The organism is Vibrio sp. HDW18 (genome assembly GCF_011306175.1).
Classification (GTDB): Bacteria; Pseudomonadota; Gammaproteobacteria; order Enterobacterales; family Vibrionaceae; genus Vibrio; species Vibrio chanodichtyis.
Map to the genome: position 1 here is coordinate 1,075,909 of NZ_CP049913.1, position 16,387 is coordinate 1,092,295.

At 47.7% G+C, this 16,387-nt stretch carries 18 protein-coding genes and 2 pseudogenes; 7 read left to right on the forward strand and 13 right to left on the reverse strand.

Going from position 1 to position 16,387, the window contains the following annotated elements; translation table 11 throughout:
• The first annotated feature begins 478 nt into the window (after positions 1–478).
• Positions 479–1,318, forward strand: coding sequence for an AraC family transcriptional regulator (locus G7083_RS05150; protein WP_166013853.1), 840 nt, complete (start codon positions 479–481; stop codon positions 1,316–1,318).
• Here the strand turns inward: G7083_RS05150 and G7083_RS05155 are convergent.
• Positions 1,310–2,089, reverse strand: a complete 780-nt coding sequence (locus tag G7083_RS05155) for a PTS sugar transporter subunit IIA (protein ID WP_166013854.1) — start codon at positions 2,087–2,089, stop codon at positions 1,310–1,312. The genes G7083_RS05150 and G7083_RS05155 overlap by 9 nt on opposite strands.
• A gap of 8 nt (positions 2,090–2,097) precedes the next feature.
• The gene (locus tag G7083_RS05160) at positions 2,098–2,397 is read right to left on the reverse strand and encodes a fructose PTS transporter subunit IIB (protein ID WP_166013855.1); all 300 of its coding nucleotides are present in this window, start codon (positions 2,395–2,397) and stop codon (positions 2,098–2,100) included.
• 244 nt (positions 2,398–2,641) lie between these two features.
• Between G7083_RS05160 and G7083_RS05165 the strand changes: the two genes are divergently transcribed.
• Positions 2,642–4,543, forward strand: coding sequence for a fructose-specific PTS transporter subunit EIIC (locus tag G7083_RS05165; RefSeq protein ID WP_166013856.1), 1,902 nt, complete (start codon positions 2,642–2,644; stop codon positions 4,541–4,543).
• A 704-nt stretch (positions 4,544–5,247) separates the two neighbouring features.
• Here G7083_RS05165 and G7083_RS05170 read toward each other — a convergent pair.
• From G7083_RS05170 to zntR, 3 genes are all read right to left on the reverse strand, one after another.
• Positions 5,248–6,651 carry a fructose-specific PTS transporter subunit EIIC gene (locus G7083_RS05170; RefSeq protein ID WP_166013857.1) on the reverse strand — a complete coding sequence of 468 codons (1,404 nt, stop codon included), beginning with the start codon at positions 6,649–6,651 and terminating at the stop codon, positions 5,248–5,250.
• An 11-nt stretch (positions 6,652–6,662) separates the two neighbouring features.
• A complete protein-coding gene (locus G7083_RS05175) occupies positions 6,663–7,103 on the reverse strand; it encodes a PTS sugar transporter subunit IIA (protein WP_166013858.1) in 441 nt (146 codons plus the stop codon).
• 157 nt (positions 7,104–7,260) lie between these two features.
• A complete protein-coding gene (gene zntR / locus G7083_RS05180) occupies positions 7,261–7,659 on the reverse strand; it encodes a Zn(2+)-responsive transcriptional regulator (protein ID WP_166013859.1) in 399 nt (132 codons plus the stop codon).
• Between the two features lie 2 nt (positions 7,660–7,661).
• Here zntR and G7083_RS05185 point away from each other — a divergent pair.
• The 3 genes and pseudogenes from G7083_RS05185 to purD form a co-directional block, all read left to right on the forward strand.
• Positions 7,662–7,826 (forward strand): annotated as a pseudogene (locus G7083_RS05185) (phosphoribosylamine--glycine ligase); the annotation flags it as partial.
• Positions 7,827–7,918: 92 nt separating this feature from the next.
• Positions 7,919–9,511: a bifunctional phosphoribosylaminoimidazolecarboxamide formyltransferase/IMP cyclohydrolase gene (gene purH / locus G7083_RS05190; RefSeq protein ID WP_166013860.1), complete on the forward strand. Its 1,593-nt coding sequence runs from the start codon at positions 7,919–7,921 to the stop codon at positions 9,509–9,511.
• A gap of 53 nt (positions 9,512–9,564) precedes the next feature.
• Entirely contained in the window at positions 9,565–10,854 is a 1,290-nt protein-coding gene (gene purD, locus G7083_RS05195; RefSeq protein ID WP_166013861.1) for a phosphoribosylamine--glycine ligase, read from the forward strand.
• A 199-nt stretch (positions 10,855–11,053) separates the two neighbouring features.
• Here the strand turns inward: purD and G7083_RS05200 are convergent.
• The 5 genes and pseudogenes from G7083_RS05200 to G7083_RS05225 form a co-directional block, all read right to left on the reverse strand.
• Positions 11,054–11,287 (reverse strand): annotated as a pseudogene (locus G7083_RS05200) (type II toxin-antitoxin system PemK/MazF family toxin); the annotation flags it as partial.
• A gap of 31 nt (positions 11,288–11,318) precedes the next feature.
• Positions 11,319–12,354, reverse strand: a protein-coding gene (locus G7083_RS15080) for an IS630 family transposase (protein WP_240911888.1) whose coding sequence is annotated in 2 segments (ribosomal slippage) — positions 11,319–11,894 and positions 11,896–12,354 — 1,035 coding nt in all. Because the reading frame shifts where the segments join, the coding sequence is not laid out codon by codon here.
• Between the two features lie 32 nt (positions 12,355–12,386).
• A complete protein-coding gene (locus tag G7083_RS15295; protein WP_277347121.1) occupies positions 12,387–12,521 on the reverse strand; it encodes a type II toxin-antitoxin system PemK/MazF family toxin in 135 nt (44 codons plus the stop codon).
• Entirely contained in the window at positions 12,521–12,775 is a 255-nt protein-coding gene (locus G7083_RS05220) for an AbrB/MazE/SpoVT family DNA-binding domain-containing protein (RefSeq protein ID WP_166013862.1), read from the reverse strand. Before G7083_RS05220 ends, G7083_RS15295 begins: the two co-directional genes overlap by 1 nt.
• A gap of 137 nt (positions 12,776–12,912) precedes the next feature.
• Entirely contained in the window at positions 12,913–13,212 is a 300-nt protein-coding gene (locus tag G7083_RS05225) for a tyrosine-type recombinase/integrase (protein WP_166013863.1), read from the reverse strand.
• Positions 13,213–13,407: 195 nt separating this feature from the next.
• On the opposite strand from G7083_RS05225, the gene vapB reads away from it, so the two are divergent.
• Together vapB and G7083_RS05235 are read left to right on the forward strand one after the other, a co-directional pair.
• A complete protein-coding gene (gene vapB, locus G7083_RS05230) occupies positions 13,408–13,641 on the forward strand; it encodes a type II toxin-antitoxin system VapB family antitoxin (protein WP_166013864.1) in 234 nt (77 codons plus the stop codon).
• On the forward strand, positions 13,634–14,056 hold the full coding sequence (locus G7083_RS05235; protein ID WP_240911919.1) for a type II toxin-antitoxin system VapC family toxin: 423 nt from the start codon (positions 13,634–13,636) through the stop codon (positions 14,054–14,056). The genes vapB and G7083_RS05235 overlap by 8 nt, the downstream gene beginning before the upstream one ends.
• 278 nt (positions 14,057–14,334) lie before the next feature.
• Here the strand turns inward: G7083_RS05235 and G7083_RS05240 are convergent, their stop codons facing one another.
• From G7083_RS05240 to G7083_RS05250, 3 genes are all read right to left on the reverse strand, one after another.
• The gene (locus tag G7083_RS05240; protein ID WP_166013865.1) at positions 14,335–15,027 is read right to left on the reverse strand and encodes a DUF1481 domain-containing protein; all 693 of its coding nucleotides are present in this window, start codon (positions 15,025–15,027) and stop codon (positions 14,335–14,337) included.
• Positions 15,028–15,075: 48 nt separating this feature from the next.
• Positions 15,076–15,348 carry a nucleoid-associated protein HU-alpha gene (gene hupA, locus G7083_RS05245; protein WP_166013866.1) on the reverse strand — a complete coding sequence of 91 codons (273 nt, stop codon included), beginning with the start codon at positions 15,346–15,348 and terminating at the stop codon, positions 15,076–15,078.
• Positions 15,349–15,649: 301 nt separating this feature from the next.
• Complete coding sequence (locus G7083_RS05250; RefSeq protein ID WP_166013867.1) at positions 15,650–16,291, reverse strand: OmpA family protein; 642 nt, start codon at positions 16,289–16,291, stop codon at positions 15,650–15,652.
• Between the last annotated feature and the right edge of the window lie 96 nt (positions 16,292–16,387).

Genomic DNA, 16,387 nt, shown 5'->3' on the forward strand with positions numbered 1-16,387 from the left:
CTCTGTACATTTTATTTTTATGTCAGAGTCATTGTTGAATGTTTGCCTTGATCTGATTAGTGCATAAATAGAGCATACACTGGATGATTGTAACCATATGGATAAGGTGTGATTTAGATCGCTGAGTAGTCAATAGCATCAGCCATCAATAAACAATGCATAAAAATTAGTTTTTTCATTGAATTAGCATACGAATGGTTTATTTGAGCGAAACTTTCGTTCTAGATAATTAAGGCCATAGCTGGATTATTGTACCAATGAACTGAGATTGTGATTGGCTTCAAGGAGACGCGCCGCCATTCCATGTATACCTTGCGCCGTCTATACCCAAACCACTTGGAGTTGCAGGTAGGCGGCAAGTGAGTGAGTCACCATGAGCATAGGCAAACGATGTGATTGGGGTGAACGAACCTAGCCAACACCACTGCAGCTTCAAGTAGGAAGGGATATCGTTGAGTCACGACACTGGAGTTTAAGCATGATTTTTGATGATTTACTGTCATCGGTACTCAATGAACGTGAGCCTTTTCATCATATTTGGTTTGCTGGCGACTTTCATACCCCACCGGAATGCAGCTATCAGGTCAACTTTCCACGCTTGGAATTGGTGCTCAGCGGTGAATACATCAATGAGATGGAAAGCCACGATCGCAAAGTGACCCACATCGTTGCCAAAGCGGGGGATGCGATTTTTATTCCAGCTAACTGCTGGAATAAACCCAATTGGGATACCGATTGCTCGGTACTGAGTATGTTGTTTGGCCGGCGTCAGCTCGGGCTGAGCTTAGTCAGTAAACGCAAAGGGGAAGCTCACTTTTTCGATATTCAAAAGCACAGTATTCAAACTCGTTCTGGGTTTGCGATTGATAACATTTTACAAGCGCTCAGCTCATTGGCGCGTGAGAATCATAAACAACCGATCGATGAATTGCTGCTGCAAGCGTTACTCTCCTACACCCAAATCATGCTAAATAGCCCGACCGAAAAAAGTCATAATCGGGTACAAGATCTCTATCAAGGGATCTGCATTTATATCCAAGAAAATTTTCATCGCCCGATCACACGGGAAAGCATCGCAGTACGTTTTAGTATTTCAGCCAATCATTTATCACGCCTATTTCGCCAACAAGGGCATATGACGCTGGCCGATTACATTACTTGGGTGCGGATAGATCGCGCCAAATTTATGCTCAAAAAATACCATTTTAAGCTCAATGAAGTCGCGCTGCGCTGCGGATTTAAGGATGTGAACTATTTTTGCCGCGTGTTTAAACAGCGCACTGGTCGTACTCCAAGCGACTATCGCGCCTCAATATAACAAACGCGACATGGCGTACATCAACAGTGCTTGCAAATCGACACCGCTGCGCGTCAACAGTAAACGCTCAACCATTTGCTCACACAACAAATTGCGGGTGAGATTCGTCGCGGTAATGATTTGCTCTCGATTCGGCTTGCCCGGCATTACCAAAGCAATCGCTAAATGCACCTCGCCGATCGGAGAGGCCCAATCCATTGGCTGATCATTTTTGATCACCGCCACCGCGATCTGCTCAACACCATCAAACATCACATGTGGGATCGCAATGCCGGGAGCAACACAGGTGGAAGAGCGCTCTTCACGTTTGATAAACGCTAAAATCAGCTCATCGGGCACGGCGGGGTAGATCAGTTGTGCCAGCCCTTTCAAACATTGAAACTTAGTGAGAGTGGTGTGCGCTTTGGCATAGTGCCATTTCACTGCACTCGACGGGCAAATTTGTGGAAAACGCTCAGCCAAATGGCTAGAAAACTCATCATTAATCTTGGCACCCACCACCACATAGTGAGCCGAGAGCATATCTTTAATCACAAAGCAGGCCAATTCCGCATCAATACCGATGGCGGTGATTTGGCATAAATCCCCTTGCTGAAGAGCCACTTGCAGCATCGCGAGCGACTTGCCTAACTCGGCACAACGATTGGCGGTGATGTTGATTATGTGTAAGGTACTTTTGAATTTGCGCGCTACGCGAGCCAGCGGCTGAGCGATATAAGCACTCGCATTGACATCATTGACCAAGAACGTCACTTGGTACTCATGCATCATGGGCAAGATCAACGACAGTGCACGAGAAAGACTTTATCGACATTGAGTAGTACTTCTTCAATAGACAGTGTGACGACCTTTGCCCCTTCAAAACGGCTCGCTTGTTCAATATCGATATCCGAGACAATCAGCACCTTATCGGCATGAGCAATATCATAAGAAGTGAGTGGATTTTCAATCCCCATCGCACCTTGGGTTTCGACTTTGATCTGTACATGATTTTTTGCCGCTGCTTTGGTTAAGGCATCTGCCGCCATATAAGTATGTGCAATGCCTGTTGGACAAGCGGTAACTGCCACAATTTTCATTCGACTCTCTTATCATGCTGTTTGCCACGATCTTAGCACAAGGCTGCGCCAATGTTGTGCCACGTCAGAAAACCCAGCTCACAGATCCCTGCGCATGTTATATTAATCCAGCAATTGCCTGTTTCGTCCTATATTGAACCGCCACATGACTGGTTACTCTAGCCTACGCTCACCAACGGCAAGTCGTTTATTCTACGGTGTGGCACAACGGTAACCAGTTAACACAATACAAGGTAATCTTATCGTGGATATGATGTCTCTGATCACCCCGGAGCTGATCTGTCTAGATCTGCAAGCGACCAATAAAACTCAGGTACTGATGGAATTGGTAGATTTACTGGATAAAGCAGGAAAACTGACCAATAAACAGCAGTTTTTAGACGATATCTGGCGTAGAGAAGAGATTGGCAATACTGGCTTTGAGCAAGGGATCGCCATTCCACACGCCAAAAGCCACGCCGCAGCACAACCAGCAGTCGTGGTAGGAATTAGCCGCCATGGTATTGATTACGGTGCCGAAGATGGCCAACTTTCTGAGGTGTTTTTTATGCTCGCCTCACCGGAGGGCAAAGACCATCAACATATTGAAGTGCTGACACAAATCTCCAGTAAACTGATTGAAGATGACTTTATCCAGCAACTTAAAGCGGCGACCAGCCTTGAACAAGCACGAGCCCTGTTTGTCGAGCCTTTACCCACCCCTTTCTCCACCATGCCCGATCAGCCAAACTTTAACGAGCAACCCCTCAGTCAGTTCACCCAGCGCTTAGCGCAGATCAAGTTGCATCTGCTGTTTGGCACCTCGCATATGATCCCATTTATCGTCGCCGGTGGGGTACTTCTGTCACTGGCGGTGATGAGTTCAGGTCATGGTACCATCCCCGAACAAGGGTGGCTGGCCGATATCGCGCAAATGGGCCTAGCGGGTTTAACCCTCTTTACGGTGGTACTCGGTGGCTATATCGCTTATTCGATGGCCGACAAACCCGGCTTAGCTCCGGGTATGATTGGCACTTGGATTGCGGTCAATCAATACGATACCGGTTTTATTGGCGCAATGGTGGTCGGTTTTTTTGCCGGTTTTGTGGTGTGTCAGCTCAAGAAAATCCCCCTGCCAGAGAGCATGATTTCACTCGGCTCTATCTTTATCTATCCACTGTTTGGCACCTTTATTACCTGCGGTACCATCATGTGGCTGATCGGCTCTCCGATCGCGAGCAGTATGCTGTGGCTTAATCAGTTTTTGGCTTCCATGGCCGATTCAGGCAAGGTGGCGCTAGGCGTGGTACTCGGCGCCATGACCACCTTTGATATGGGAGGCCCGATCAATAAAGTGGCCACGTTGTTTGCACAAACCCAAGTCAATACTCAACCTTGGTTGATGGGCGGGGTGGGGATCGCGATCTGTACTCCACCATTGGGGATGGCTCTTGCCACCTTACTTGCACCAGGTAAATTCAAACGGGAGGAACGGGAAGCCGGTAAAGCGGCAGGTATTATGGGCATGATTGGCATCAGCGAAGGAGCGATCCCATTTGCCGTCGCCGACCCGGCTCGGGTATTACCGGCAATTATTGCGGGTGGCATCGTCGGCAATGTGATCGGTTTTTGGTTCCAAGTACTTAACCACGCCCCTTGGGGCGGCTGGATTATTTTGCCAGTAGTGGATGGCAAACTAGGCTACATCCTAGGTACCTTAGCCGGCGCAGGTACCACCGCGCTGATCGCTATCGCGCTTAAAAAAACCATCGCCAACGAGCTGCAATATCACCCAGAGGATCATCCCGTGTATTCATCGGTGAGCGAAGAAGGTCAAGCCGAGATCCTTGCCGTCACCGCTTGCCCATCAGGGGTGGCACATACTTTCTTAGCCGCCAAAGCGCTGGAAAAAGCCGCTTGCCGGATGGGGGTCAAAATCAAAGTCGAAACCCAAGGAGCCAACGGCATTCTCAATCGGATCACCGCCAAAGATGTTGAACAGGCCAAGTGGGTGATCTTAGCCCACGATGTCGCGATTAAACATCCGCAGCGTTTTGAGCACATCAAGGTTATCGACATCACCACCAAAGAGGCGATTTTAAATGCCGCCGCCTTGGTGCAAATGAACCGTCAATATCAGCATTTGCCTTCAATACACCGAGGTTAAGAGCCGCCGTTACCACTTTGCACGTAAAGCCTCGCCCGTACGGGCGGGGAGAAGTCAGTTTTCCAAGAGATAATCACGAAAATCAGGGTTCTCAATTTCCAACTTACCTCGCTCCGGAGTGTAGATCAGATCAAGCCTCTTTAATCGGATCACCGCGTTTTTTACCGACCATTTGGTGATGTTCACGTCATGGTAACCAGTGAAAGCTTTCACTTTGTCTAACCCAATACTGGTATAAAGACCTTTTGATTCGTTAACGGCAACAAGCTTTAGGATCGCCAATTCAATAGGTTTAAGCTGCTGACATATGATTGAAAAATGGCTTTCAGACTCAATTCGATCGGCATCATATACCCAAACAACTTGGAGTTGCAGGTAGGCGGCAAGTGAGTGAATCCCCATGAGCATAGGCAAACTATGTGATTGGGGTGAACCAACGTAGCCAACACCGCTGCAGCTTCAAGTAGGAAGGGTATAGCAGACCTTTGTCCATCCCATCAAGAATGAAGGTTGCCAGAGATGTTCGTGGGTAGTGCCAAATGTCCATAATTCAATCTGTTTTGGTAGGTTATGTTAATAATAAAACCACAAATAGACTTTGTGGTATTTTTTTTACCACAATCTACCACAACGTAATCCAACACGATCGACCGATAAAACAAGAGCCCTTCGGGGAAGGGCTCTAGAGGCAGGAGCTTAGGGAGTTAAGCTTGGATAAGTTCGGCGGCTTTTTTCATCGCCTCCTTGGTCGAACAATGAATCACTTTGGCATTGGTAAAACGCTGTGCATCTTTGACCTGAATATCATGTGCGAGGATCACCAACTTAGCGTTGGCCACATCAAGCTCGGTGATGCGATTTTGGATCCCGTTTTGGCCTTGGGTTTCCACTTTAATTTTGAGACCAGCCGCGGCTCCGGCTTTTTCCAGCGCTTTGGCCGCCATAAAGGTATGGGCAACACCTGATGGACAGCAAGTCACCGCAACGATGTCATACTCACCTTCACCGGCGATAGGAGCGGCGGATACTTGCTGAGCGACTGCTTTGGCCGAGGTTTCTTCCGCTTCTTGCTCTGCAACTGGCTTCCACACCCCAACAATCAACGCAGTAGTCAGTGAGCCAAGGGCGATACCCACAACGTACATCGGAATATTGCTTGAAACCGGAGCCGTGATAAGGCCACCCCAGGGGGCGTGCAGTAGCACATCGGTTAAAAAACCAAACACACAACCAACAATACCCCCAGCGACAATCGAAGGCAGTACGCGCATTGGGTCATTAGCTGCAAACGGGATCGCCCCTTCTGAAATCCCAATCGAGCCCATAATTGCCGCGGCTTTACCCGCTTCTTGCTCTTGCTTACTAAATTTGTTTTTAAACAGGAAAGTCGCGAGCGCCATACCCAGCGGTGGAGTACAGATCGCGATCCCCACCCCGCCCATCAACCAAGGTTGAGTGTCCACTTGAGTTTGTGCAAACAGCGTGGCCACTTTATTGATCGGCCCACCCATATCAAATGCAGTCATACCACCAAGAATCGTTCCGAGCACCACTTTTGAAGCACCAGCCATGGACGCGAGAAACTCATTCATCGAGGCCATAAAGATCTTAATTGGCTCACCAATCCCCCACAGCACAATGCCGGCAGAAATTAAAGTGCCGATCAAAGGGTAGATAAAATAAGCCCCCAATGCGGTCATATTGGCGGACAGCGGGATTTTCTTCAGTTGCAGCACCACACCACCGGCGATAAAACCCGCCACGATACAGCCTAAGAAACCGCCACCCATATCGGCCATGATCCCCGATGAAATCATCGCAGGAGCCAGTGCAGGTTTATCGGCAATCGAATAGCCGATGAAACCACCAAGAATGATCGGGAATAACACTAGGCCTTTAATACCGATATTGGAAATATCCGCCAACAAGCCATCAGCCGGTACTGCGCCTTTACCAGAAGCCATTACCGCCAATGCCAGTAATACACCACCGGCTACGATAAATGGCAGCATATGCGAGGTACCAAATAAAAGATGCCCTTTCATGGTACTGAGCCGTTGTTTAAAATCGCTACTATTATTAGTAGCTTGATTGGTTAGGGTACTCATAATTTCACGCCTTATGAATTAATCAAAATATTAAGTATTTGCTGTGCGTCTGTTGCGTTATGAATATCATCAATAAATTCATCACTGAATTTACCGAATAATTCTTGTAGAACATAAATATGATGGTCTGCTCCATTATCTGGTGAGGCAATCATAAAAAATACGCTAGGTTTAATCCCATCTTCATCGCCATAATCAATCCCTTCACGCTTTACCCCTACGGCAATCGCAGGCTGGATCACCGCTTTACTTTTCGCGTGCGGGTAAGCAATGCCATCCATTGAAGTGACGCTGAGCGCTTCACGCGCGGCAATATCGTTTAAAAAATCTTGCTGATTGCTAATTCGATTATTTTGCAATAGCATTGCCGCCAATTCATTAAACAGTTCTTGTTTATTATTGGCTTTCAAGTTGGCGTTAATTAAACTGAGATTAGTAAGTTCGGTGATCATAAATTTACTCATAAGATTTTAATCTGATGAGCATAAAATTAATCCATACCAATAATTATCGAAATAGCAAAAATAATGCCGTCACTATACTTTTGTAGCACACCTAATTAAGTGTGACGGCGCGCATTATATGCCGAACGATCGCAGTCTAAACCAGTTATTCCAACGCGGCTAAAATGGAGCAGTGACTGGCGTTGTCTTCAAGATGTCCGCAGCAAGCATCATTGATGCGCTTGAGTGCGCTGCGAATGCGGGTTAACTCGGCAATTTTATGATCAATGAGTGCAAGCTTAGCGCTGGTGATCGCTTTGACTTCAGCGCAGCTATGTGCGGTGGCTTCCAGACGAATGTCCAGCAGCTCTTTGATCTCTTCCAAGCTTAAGCCTAATTGTTTGGCCTTTAAGATAAAGTTCACCTGAACCAAGCTCGACTGATCATACATTCGGTAGCCCGCGTCACTGCGCGCGACAGGCACCAGTAGTGCATTTTTCTCATAGAAACGCAGCGTATCGCTGGAAACCCCACTGCGTTTGGCTAACTCTCCAATCTGAAACATAACTGCTCCTATTTACCGTTTCGTTAAAATTTATGCTTGAAAAAGCGTTTTTTAGCGATTATTTTTCCCATGCCAAACGATTGCGCGAGATCTTTTGTAATAGATTGGTTAGAATACGCGCCATCCAAATCGCTGCGGCTAAGGTATTTTCCCAAACGGCTCTGTTGATTGTGCTGAGCACAGTGTTGAAGTGCACTTCACTCCCCTCACCACGCGACAGATCACTTTCGGCAAATATCTTTTAAAGGAAAATGGAAGCATGAACAACGCTCGTCCTATTCATCGTGCGCTTCTCAGCGTATCAGATAAAACCGGCATTGTTGAGTTCGCAACCGCGCTTGCAGAGCGTGGTGTGGAACTTCTCTCCACCGGCGGTACTGCTCGCCTACTGGCCGAACAAGGCCTAGCTGTCACCGAAGTTTCCGATTACACCGGTTTCCCAGAAATGATGGATGGACGGGTAAAAACGCTGCATCCTAAAGTACATGGTGGCATTCTAGGCCGCCGTGGCCAAGATGACGCTGTGATGAACAGCCACGGCATCCAACCGATCGATATGGTGGTGGTTAACCTGTATCCTTTCGCACAAACCGTGGCTAACCCAAATTGCACGCTCGAAGATGCGGTGGAAAACATCGATATCGGTGGACCAACTATGGTGCGTTCTGCGGCGAAAAACCATAAAGATGTAACGATTGTGGTTAATGCTAAAGACTATCAGCGCGTCATTGGTGAAATGGATGCCAACCAAAACTCACTCACCCACGCTACCCGTTTTGATCTGGCAATTGCTGCGTTTGAACACACCGCCGCCTACGATGGCATGATCGCCAACTACTTTGGTACCTTAGTGCCATCGTATGGTGACAACCAAGATGGTGATGCTGAATCTCACTTTCCACGCACGTTCAACGCACAGTTCATCAAAAAGCAAGATATGCGTTATGGCGAAAACGGTCATCAAGCGGCCGCATTTTATGTGGAAGCAGAGCCACAGCAAGCCTCGGTTGCAACCGCGCGTCAAATCCAAGGCAAGGCTCTGTCTTACAACAACATTGCCGATACTGACGCGGCACTTGAGTGCGTTAAAGAGTTCAGCGAGCCAGCGTGTGTCATCGTTAAACACGCTAACCCATGTGGGGTGGCTCTGGGCGACAATCTACTGCAAGCTTACAACCGCGCCTACCAAACCGACCCAACGTCAGCCTTTGGCGGTATTATCGCGTTTAACTACGAATTAGATGGTGCAACGGCGCAAGCGATCATCGAGCGCCAATTTGTCGAAGTGATCATCGCGCCGAAAGTTTCTCAAGCGGCGATCGAAGCGGTGGCGGCGAAACAAAACGTGCGCTTGCTCGAATGTGGTGAATGGCAAGGCCAAACCACGGGTTTTGATTTGAAACGCGTCAACGGTGGTTTGCTGGTGCAAGAGCGTGACCAAGGCATGGTGATCCAAGCGGATCTGCAAGTGGTGTCCACTCGTCAACCTAGCGAAGCGGAGCTGCGCGATGCACTGTTCTGCTGGAAAGTGGCCAAATACGTTAAATCCAACGCGATTGTGTACGCTAAAGGCGATATGACGATTGGCATCGGCGCAGGTCAAATGAGCCGCGTCTACTCGGCGAAAATTGCGGGGATCAAAGCCGCCGATGAAGGGTTACAAGTGGCCGGCAGTGTTATGGCTTCCGATGCCTTCTTCCCATTCCGTGATGGGATTGATGCCGCGGCCGAGGCAGGTATTACCTGCGTGATCCAACCGGGGGGCTCAATGCGCGATCAAGAAGTGATCGATGCTGCCAACCAACACGGCATGGCGATGATTTTCACCGGTATGCGTCATTTCCGTCATTAATTATAGGTTCTAGGACCTAGGATCTCACAAATTCATTTAGTAAGGATGTTAACATGCAAGTTCTCATCATCGGCTCTGGCGGTCGTGAACACGCCCTCGCGTGGAAAGTGGCACAAAACCCACAAGTGACCAACATTTATGTCGCGCCCGGCAATGCAGGGACCGCCCTTGAGCACAAAGTGCACAACGTCAATATTGAAGTGACCGATATCCCAGCGCTGGTTACCTTTGCCCAAGATAAAGCGATTGAACTCACTATCGTCGGTCCAGAGGCGCCGCTGGTAATTGGGGTGGTCGATGCATTTCGTGCCGCAGGCCTGGCTATTTTTGGCCCAACTCAGGGCGCCGCGCAGCTTGAAGGCTCAAAAGCCTTTACCAAAGATTTCTTAGCTCGCCACCAGATCCCAACTGCCGCTTACGCTAACTTCACTGAAATTGAACCCGCATTGGCTTATGTGCGTGCACAAGGCGCACCGATTGTGGTCAAAGCTGACGGCTTAGCCGCCGGCAAAGGCGTGATCGTGGCGATGACTTTGCAAGAAGCCGAAGACGCCATTCACGATATGCTGGCGGGTAATGCGTTTGGCGCCGCCGGCAGCCGAGTGGTGATTGAAGAGTTTCTCGAGGGTGAAGAAGCCAGCTTTATCGTGATGGTGGATGGCGAAAACGTGCTCCCTATGGCCACCAGTCAAGATCATAAACGTGTAGGTGATGGCGATAGCGGCCCGAACACGGGCGGGATGGGCGCTTACTCACCGGCTCCAGTCGTAACACAAGCGATCCACGATCGAGTGATGCAAGAAGTGATCTACCCAACCGTGCGCGGCATGGCTGCGGAAGGCAACACTTATACTGGCTTCCTCTACGCAGGATTGATGATCGATCACACTGGCGCGCCAAAAGTGATTGAGTACAACTGCCGCTTTGGCGATCCCGAAACTCAGCCCATCATGATGCGTCTACAATCGGATCTGGTCGAACTGTGCCAGGCCGCGATTGCAGGTCAACTTGATCAAATGGAATCAAAGTGGGATCCACGCGCCGCAATTGGGGTAGTTCTCGCCGCGGGAGGTTACCCAGGGGATTACGCAAAAGGTGACGTAATTTCTGGTCTGCCGACAACCGAGAGCGAGGGGCAAAAAGTGTTCCACGCTGGTACTGAAATGCAAGGCGACCACGTGGTGACTAATGGGGGTCGTGTACTGTGTGCTACCGCACTTGGTCACACAGTGCTAGAGGCGCAGCAACGCGCTTATCAACTGGCTGATCAAATTCGCTGCACCGGCATGTTCTGCCGCCGCGATATCGGCTATCGCGCAATTGCACGCGAGCAGGCCAAATAAGTTCACCAAGTGATTGAACCACCGCTCTCCCTCAGAAGGTAGGGCGGTAATTCAACGGTGATCATCGCGTATACCTTGTTGATATATGACAAATACCACCCGTTTTGCTTGCTAACCAACTTAGGATACATTTCGTCCGCTCCGCACTTCGGGCATAGTGGCGGTGTCCAATCAGGTATTTACACTCAAATTCCCTCGCTTATTCTTCAAATAGAGACTCAGCCCCAATCAACGGGATAAGTCTCAGCAAAACATCTTCCATCACACCGTTTTCAGCGGTGGTTATCTTCTTCGCGTTACAGTCTTTCCAAGATAGTGTTTGAATCAAACTTGATGCCACGGCACTAGGCTTATCCAGATTCTTTACTGGAACCTCTGTAGCTTGACCTCGAATACTGGTACTGATCGGGCAGCAGATAAGTAGCCCCGTTTGCTGATTGTATTCTTTATACCAATCTGGAAAATTAACTGGTCAGCTCTGTCCACCTTCTCGAACACATCTGTCTGACTCTGGCCGAGCATTCCAAAAAACTATTCCAAGCCCGACATACTTTGGAGACAATGTCTTCGTAATCCGTAAAAGACTGGTTGGCTAGATAGTGTTGTCTTAACCAACTCCATACTTGTTCTATTGGATTCAACTCAGGGGAATAGGGCGGGAGTTTGATGACACTGAGGTTCTGAAATTCATTGGCAATATCTTCTGTGTGCCAGCTTGCACCATCCATAATGACCACTGCGTGACGACCTTTTTCGGTCACCGCGGAGATCTGCCTAAGATGCTCAACCATAAGGTCCTTGTTAACCCAAGGAACGACCATCGCCTCGCCAATGCCTCTAGCGGGACAGACAGAACCAAACAGATACGCATATTCAAATTGTTGTTGCTTCACGGCTCTGGGACGTGTTCCTTTTTCTGCCCATAACCGTGTGGTGGTGTTTTGTTGCCCAAATCTGGCTTCATCCTGAAACCAGACATCAACCCGTTCTAAAGCGATATGTCCTGGGATCTTCAGGATCGTTTCAATTTTAAATTTTTTTAAAATCGTCTTGGATTTGCTGGGATTGACGAGGATGTTTGGAGCGAGAAGTTACCCAAGAGAACCCCATGTGCTCGAGCAGGTAATAGATAGAATCAGGGTGGTAGTGCTGGCCAAATTCTTTCACGATATAAGCGTGGATGTCGGCCCCAGTGAGTCGTCCGCCTAGTGTATCATTGGCTTTATCTTTGATGTATTGGCTCAATTGCTCTCTTTGCTTGGATGTTAAGAATGGTGGTCGTCCCGTTCTTGGTTTTTCCTTGAGGCCTTCTAATCCTTCCTCAAGAAAAGTGTGAACCCACCGATTAACACTGGTTCGGCTGACCTTAAGAAACTTGGCGATTTGGGTGCGAGAGTGCCCATCTTTGAAATGGTCGAGGGCCAGCAGTCTCATTTTCATCTGAATAGATTTCTGCTGGCTTGCGAGCTTTTTAAAGTCGATATTATCGAGGCTGTCCATAGTGAATAAGTTCTATCGTTGAATGCCCTCAATTAGATCATATTTTTTCTTTGATTGGTATTACTTGAAAGGACAAGAGCTGGACGGTACTTACCGATCTCTTTGCCTTTCACGGGTTCAAAATCTAACCAGATAATGTCATTACGTTTAGGGATGTACTGAGCCACTACTCGCCTAGCTCCTTACCAAAGACAACCGCTAGTTCATCAGCATGTGCAGTATGAGCATCTAAGCCGTTCAGAAGTTCTTTTTCGCTGAACGGAAAGCGTTTCTTTGGGCGTTTAATTGGCTCGATTGTGATCTTTTTACCGTCGGCCTTAACTTCGATATCAGCACCTTCAACAAGCCCTAATTGCTTAATGAATGCAGCAGGAATTATATTGCCAAGACTATTACCAATTTTTCGTACTTGAGTGCGCATAACTTAACCTCTCAGTGTGTACATTGTTATACCCAAACAACTTGGAGTTGCAGGTAGGCGGCAAGTGAGTGAGTCCCCATGAGCATAGGCAAACTATGTGATTGGGGTGAACGAACGTCGCCAACACCGCTGCAGCTTCAAGTAGGAAGGGTATATAACCATAATGCTAATTCAGCCGCTTGGGATAATTGGTTCTCTGAAATGTCGATATACTCCAAAGTCATTGACGGTTCTGAATGACCTAGAGCGCATTGTATAGCTGACAATTCGATACCCAAGGTATTCATATTAGTGCCGTAGCTCCGTCTACCTGAATGCGAAGAAGCCCCTTTCAAGCCGCATCTAGCAAACGTGTTGCGAATCAACAATTCCAAAGAGTCACAGGCGATATACGTAACCATTACGCCCTCTTGATTGACTCTGTTTTTTTGCTTCATCAGAGTACGAACGACCAGACTGATTTAACAACACTTTAGTCCCGCCTATTTTTATCCCGAGTTCAGGTTTTTTTTACACTCTCAGTTATCAAAAGCAGCAGAAATTGCGCCGTAAAAACTTGTCATATGCTTGACATATGTACCTCATGTTTTATGCTGTTCATATGTTAAACATATGCCTAACGAGAGGGTGTTATGAGAACTGTATCTATTTTTAAAAATGGCAAGAATCAAGCGGTACGCTTGCCAAAGGATTTTGAGTTTGACGGAGTGAATGAGCTTGAAATTCACAAAGAGGGAGACGTGATCACATTGCGTCCTGCACGTCCAGATTGGTTATCATATGGACAGTTTGAAAAGGCTGATTCAGATTTTATGGTTGAGCGTCAAACTGTTGTACCAGATGAAGGACGTTTCAATTTTGAGTAAGAAAATTAACTATATGCTCGATACCTGTATCTGTTCTTTTATCATGCGAGAGAATCCCATTACGGTATTGGAAAAACTGCAAGCTGTTGTTAGTAAACAGCATCGTATTGTTATTTCTGCAATCACGTATCAAGAAATGCAATACGGTTTACTTGGCAAGAAAGCATCCCAAAAACACGCAGTTTTAGTTGCTGAATTTCTTAAACGGATAGATGAAATTATGCCTTGGGATAAGTTGGCCGTTGACGCTACAACCAAGGTAAAGCGTGATTTGATGGCAAAAGGAACCCCTATTGGTGATAACGACACTGCAATTGCAGGTCACGCCATTGCAGCGGGTTGTGTGCTTGTCACTAACAATACGAGAGAGTTTCAGCGCGTAGAAGGGCTAAAACTCGAAGATTGGGTTCACTAGTAAAGGGGGAAATGAAACCATGACAGTGAGAGCAAAGGTCGGATTGACGTTACAAGCGTTGGGTTTAGCAATTGAAGCAGGAGAGCGAAGTGGTCAATGCTCATTATCACTTCATGACATCGCGGCCAAAGTAAAGCAGAAACTTGAACTACCACACCCCTAAAGGAGTGTCGATTCCTGTCATCGGCGACATTTGCGCTCCGTTACTAAAACCGAGTCAGCTTACATTGTCTCTTACAGGCGTTTAACGTGTTACTGCACATTTATCCAGAAGTGTACTAGTCGAGCAGCACTGGACGTTTCACACAGTCGTAGCTTGCTGCCTCAAGCAGCAGCAACTCATCAATATGCACAGTGCCGTTACGAATTTTACCGAGGAACGCCACGTAACTCTCAATCGAAGCAAGACGATTGAGCATAAAACTAGGCAAAGTCTGGTTAAACTCCACCCGCTGGTATTCAACACCACTACAGGTTTCAAACACTTTGCCATTCCAGTAGCCTTGCAGCAGCTCTAAGCCTTGCTTATCTTGCTGTTTAGACACCTCAGCCACCGCTTTGGCTTGCAGCACATAGTCCGTCAGTTGCTCATCACTCATCGGCAGCACCTTACCCGCAAGCCGATATTGTTGATACACCGCTTCACCTTGGTTGCTAAAGCGAATATGTACTCGAAATGGCTGTAATTTTTTGCCTTCAAGGTATTCACCTTCACGGCGAATTTCACGCACTCGCCCCTCTTCCCAGCGATAGCTGGACTGATAACGGCCATGATTGCCAGAAGTCACATAATCAGCCGCCGAACTCGGTTTTTGAAAACGCTCGGTATACCAGTAAAAACTGGTCGCTTCACTCATCGCTTTACCACCGGTAAATTGATTGATCTGCTCAAGGTTAGGATTGGGGGTCGAGGAACATCCGGCCAACAAGCCAGAAATAAGAACAATAAGGAAAGATAACCGCTGCTGCATAAATAAAAAAAACGCCGAGAGTGTGAATCTCGGCGTAGTATAAAGCAATTACTTGATCGCGTCTTTCAACGCTTTACCTGCCACAAATGCAGGGACATTAGCTGCCGCAATATTGATCTCTTCACCAGTTTTTGGGTTACGGCCAGTACGCGCAGCACGATGATTAACTTTGAATGTACCAAAACCAATCAGTTGTACTTGGTCGCCGTCTTTCAGAGCACCCTCAACCGCACCCAGAGTCGCTTCGAGAGCTGATTTGGCTTGTGCTTTGGTCAGGTCCGCTTTCTCTGCAATAAAGTCGATCAATTGGGTCTTGTTCATTTAGGTTTCCCTTCTCAATAGGTTATCGAATCGAGCTCACTCTAAAACATAACTACCTGCTCTGGCAAAGGTTTGTCGCGCAACTTTCGCTTTTATGACGGACTTTTAACCGCAATATGAGTAATAACTCACAATTTGTTACTTCTCCAGCTCAACGTAGTTTCATCACTGCGGGCAAACACCTTGCTGAATCAGGGGTGATCCGCGTGTTGAACTCCCCTTACCAGCCATTAGGCAAAGGCGATCAGCACACTATTTCGCCCCAATACCCTCACTCAATTAGGTCGTGTGATAGATTAAATTATTTAATTTCTACGCGGCGGTTTTGTGCTCGGTCAGTCTCACTCGCATTGCTCGCAATAGGGCGAGCTTCGCCGTAAGACACGCTTTGCAACGATAATGGTGTTGGCGAAGATTGCTGCAAATAAGCTTCCACGCTGGCTGCACGGCGCAAACCTAGCGCAAAGTTATACGCATCACTTCCTGTATTATCAGTATGCCCTTCGACAATCAGGGTCGGATTGTTTTTTAAGCTTACCAAGAGTTGATCGAGCAGATAACGCGAAGCCGAAGTGAGCTCAGCGCTATCAAACGAGAAATAGACTCGCGCCAGTACCTCTTGCGATCCCGCTTGCCAAGATTTGGCATGACTTAACAAGTACTCGGCACAATTGGCTTGCACTCCGGCCGTCAGCATTTGCTGCTCAATAAAGGCGGCACTGGCTTGGAATGGCCCCACTTGCTCAATGTAGGGAAATGCGGCGTGATTGACCAATACGCGACGACCAGAGGCGACTTGAACTTGCTGTTCAAACTCCAGCTCAGGGCTATTACAGTAGTGATGAAACGCGCTTTGAGTCGCGTTAGAAGCCGCCAACGCATTAGTCATGCTAAAGCCAACAAGCAGTACAGCAATAGAGAGTTGGCGGAGAAATGTTTTCATTATTAGTATTCCTTTGCACAGGGGAAAATGTATACCCTTCATACTTGAAGCTGCAGCGGTGTTAGCTACGTTCGTTCACCCCAATCACATAGTTTG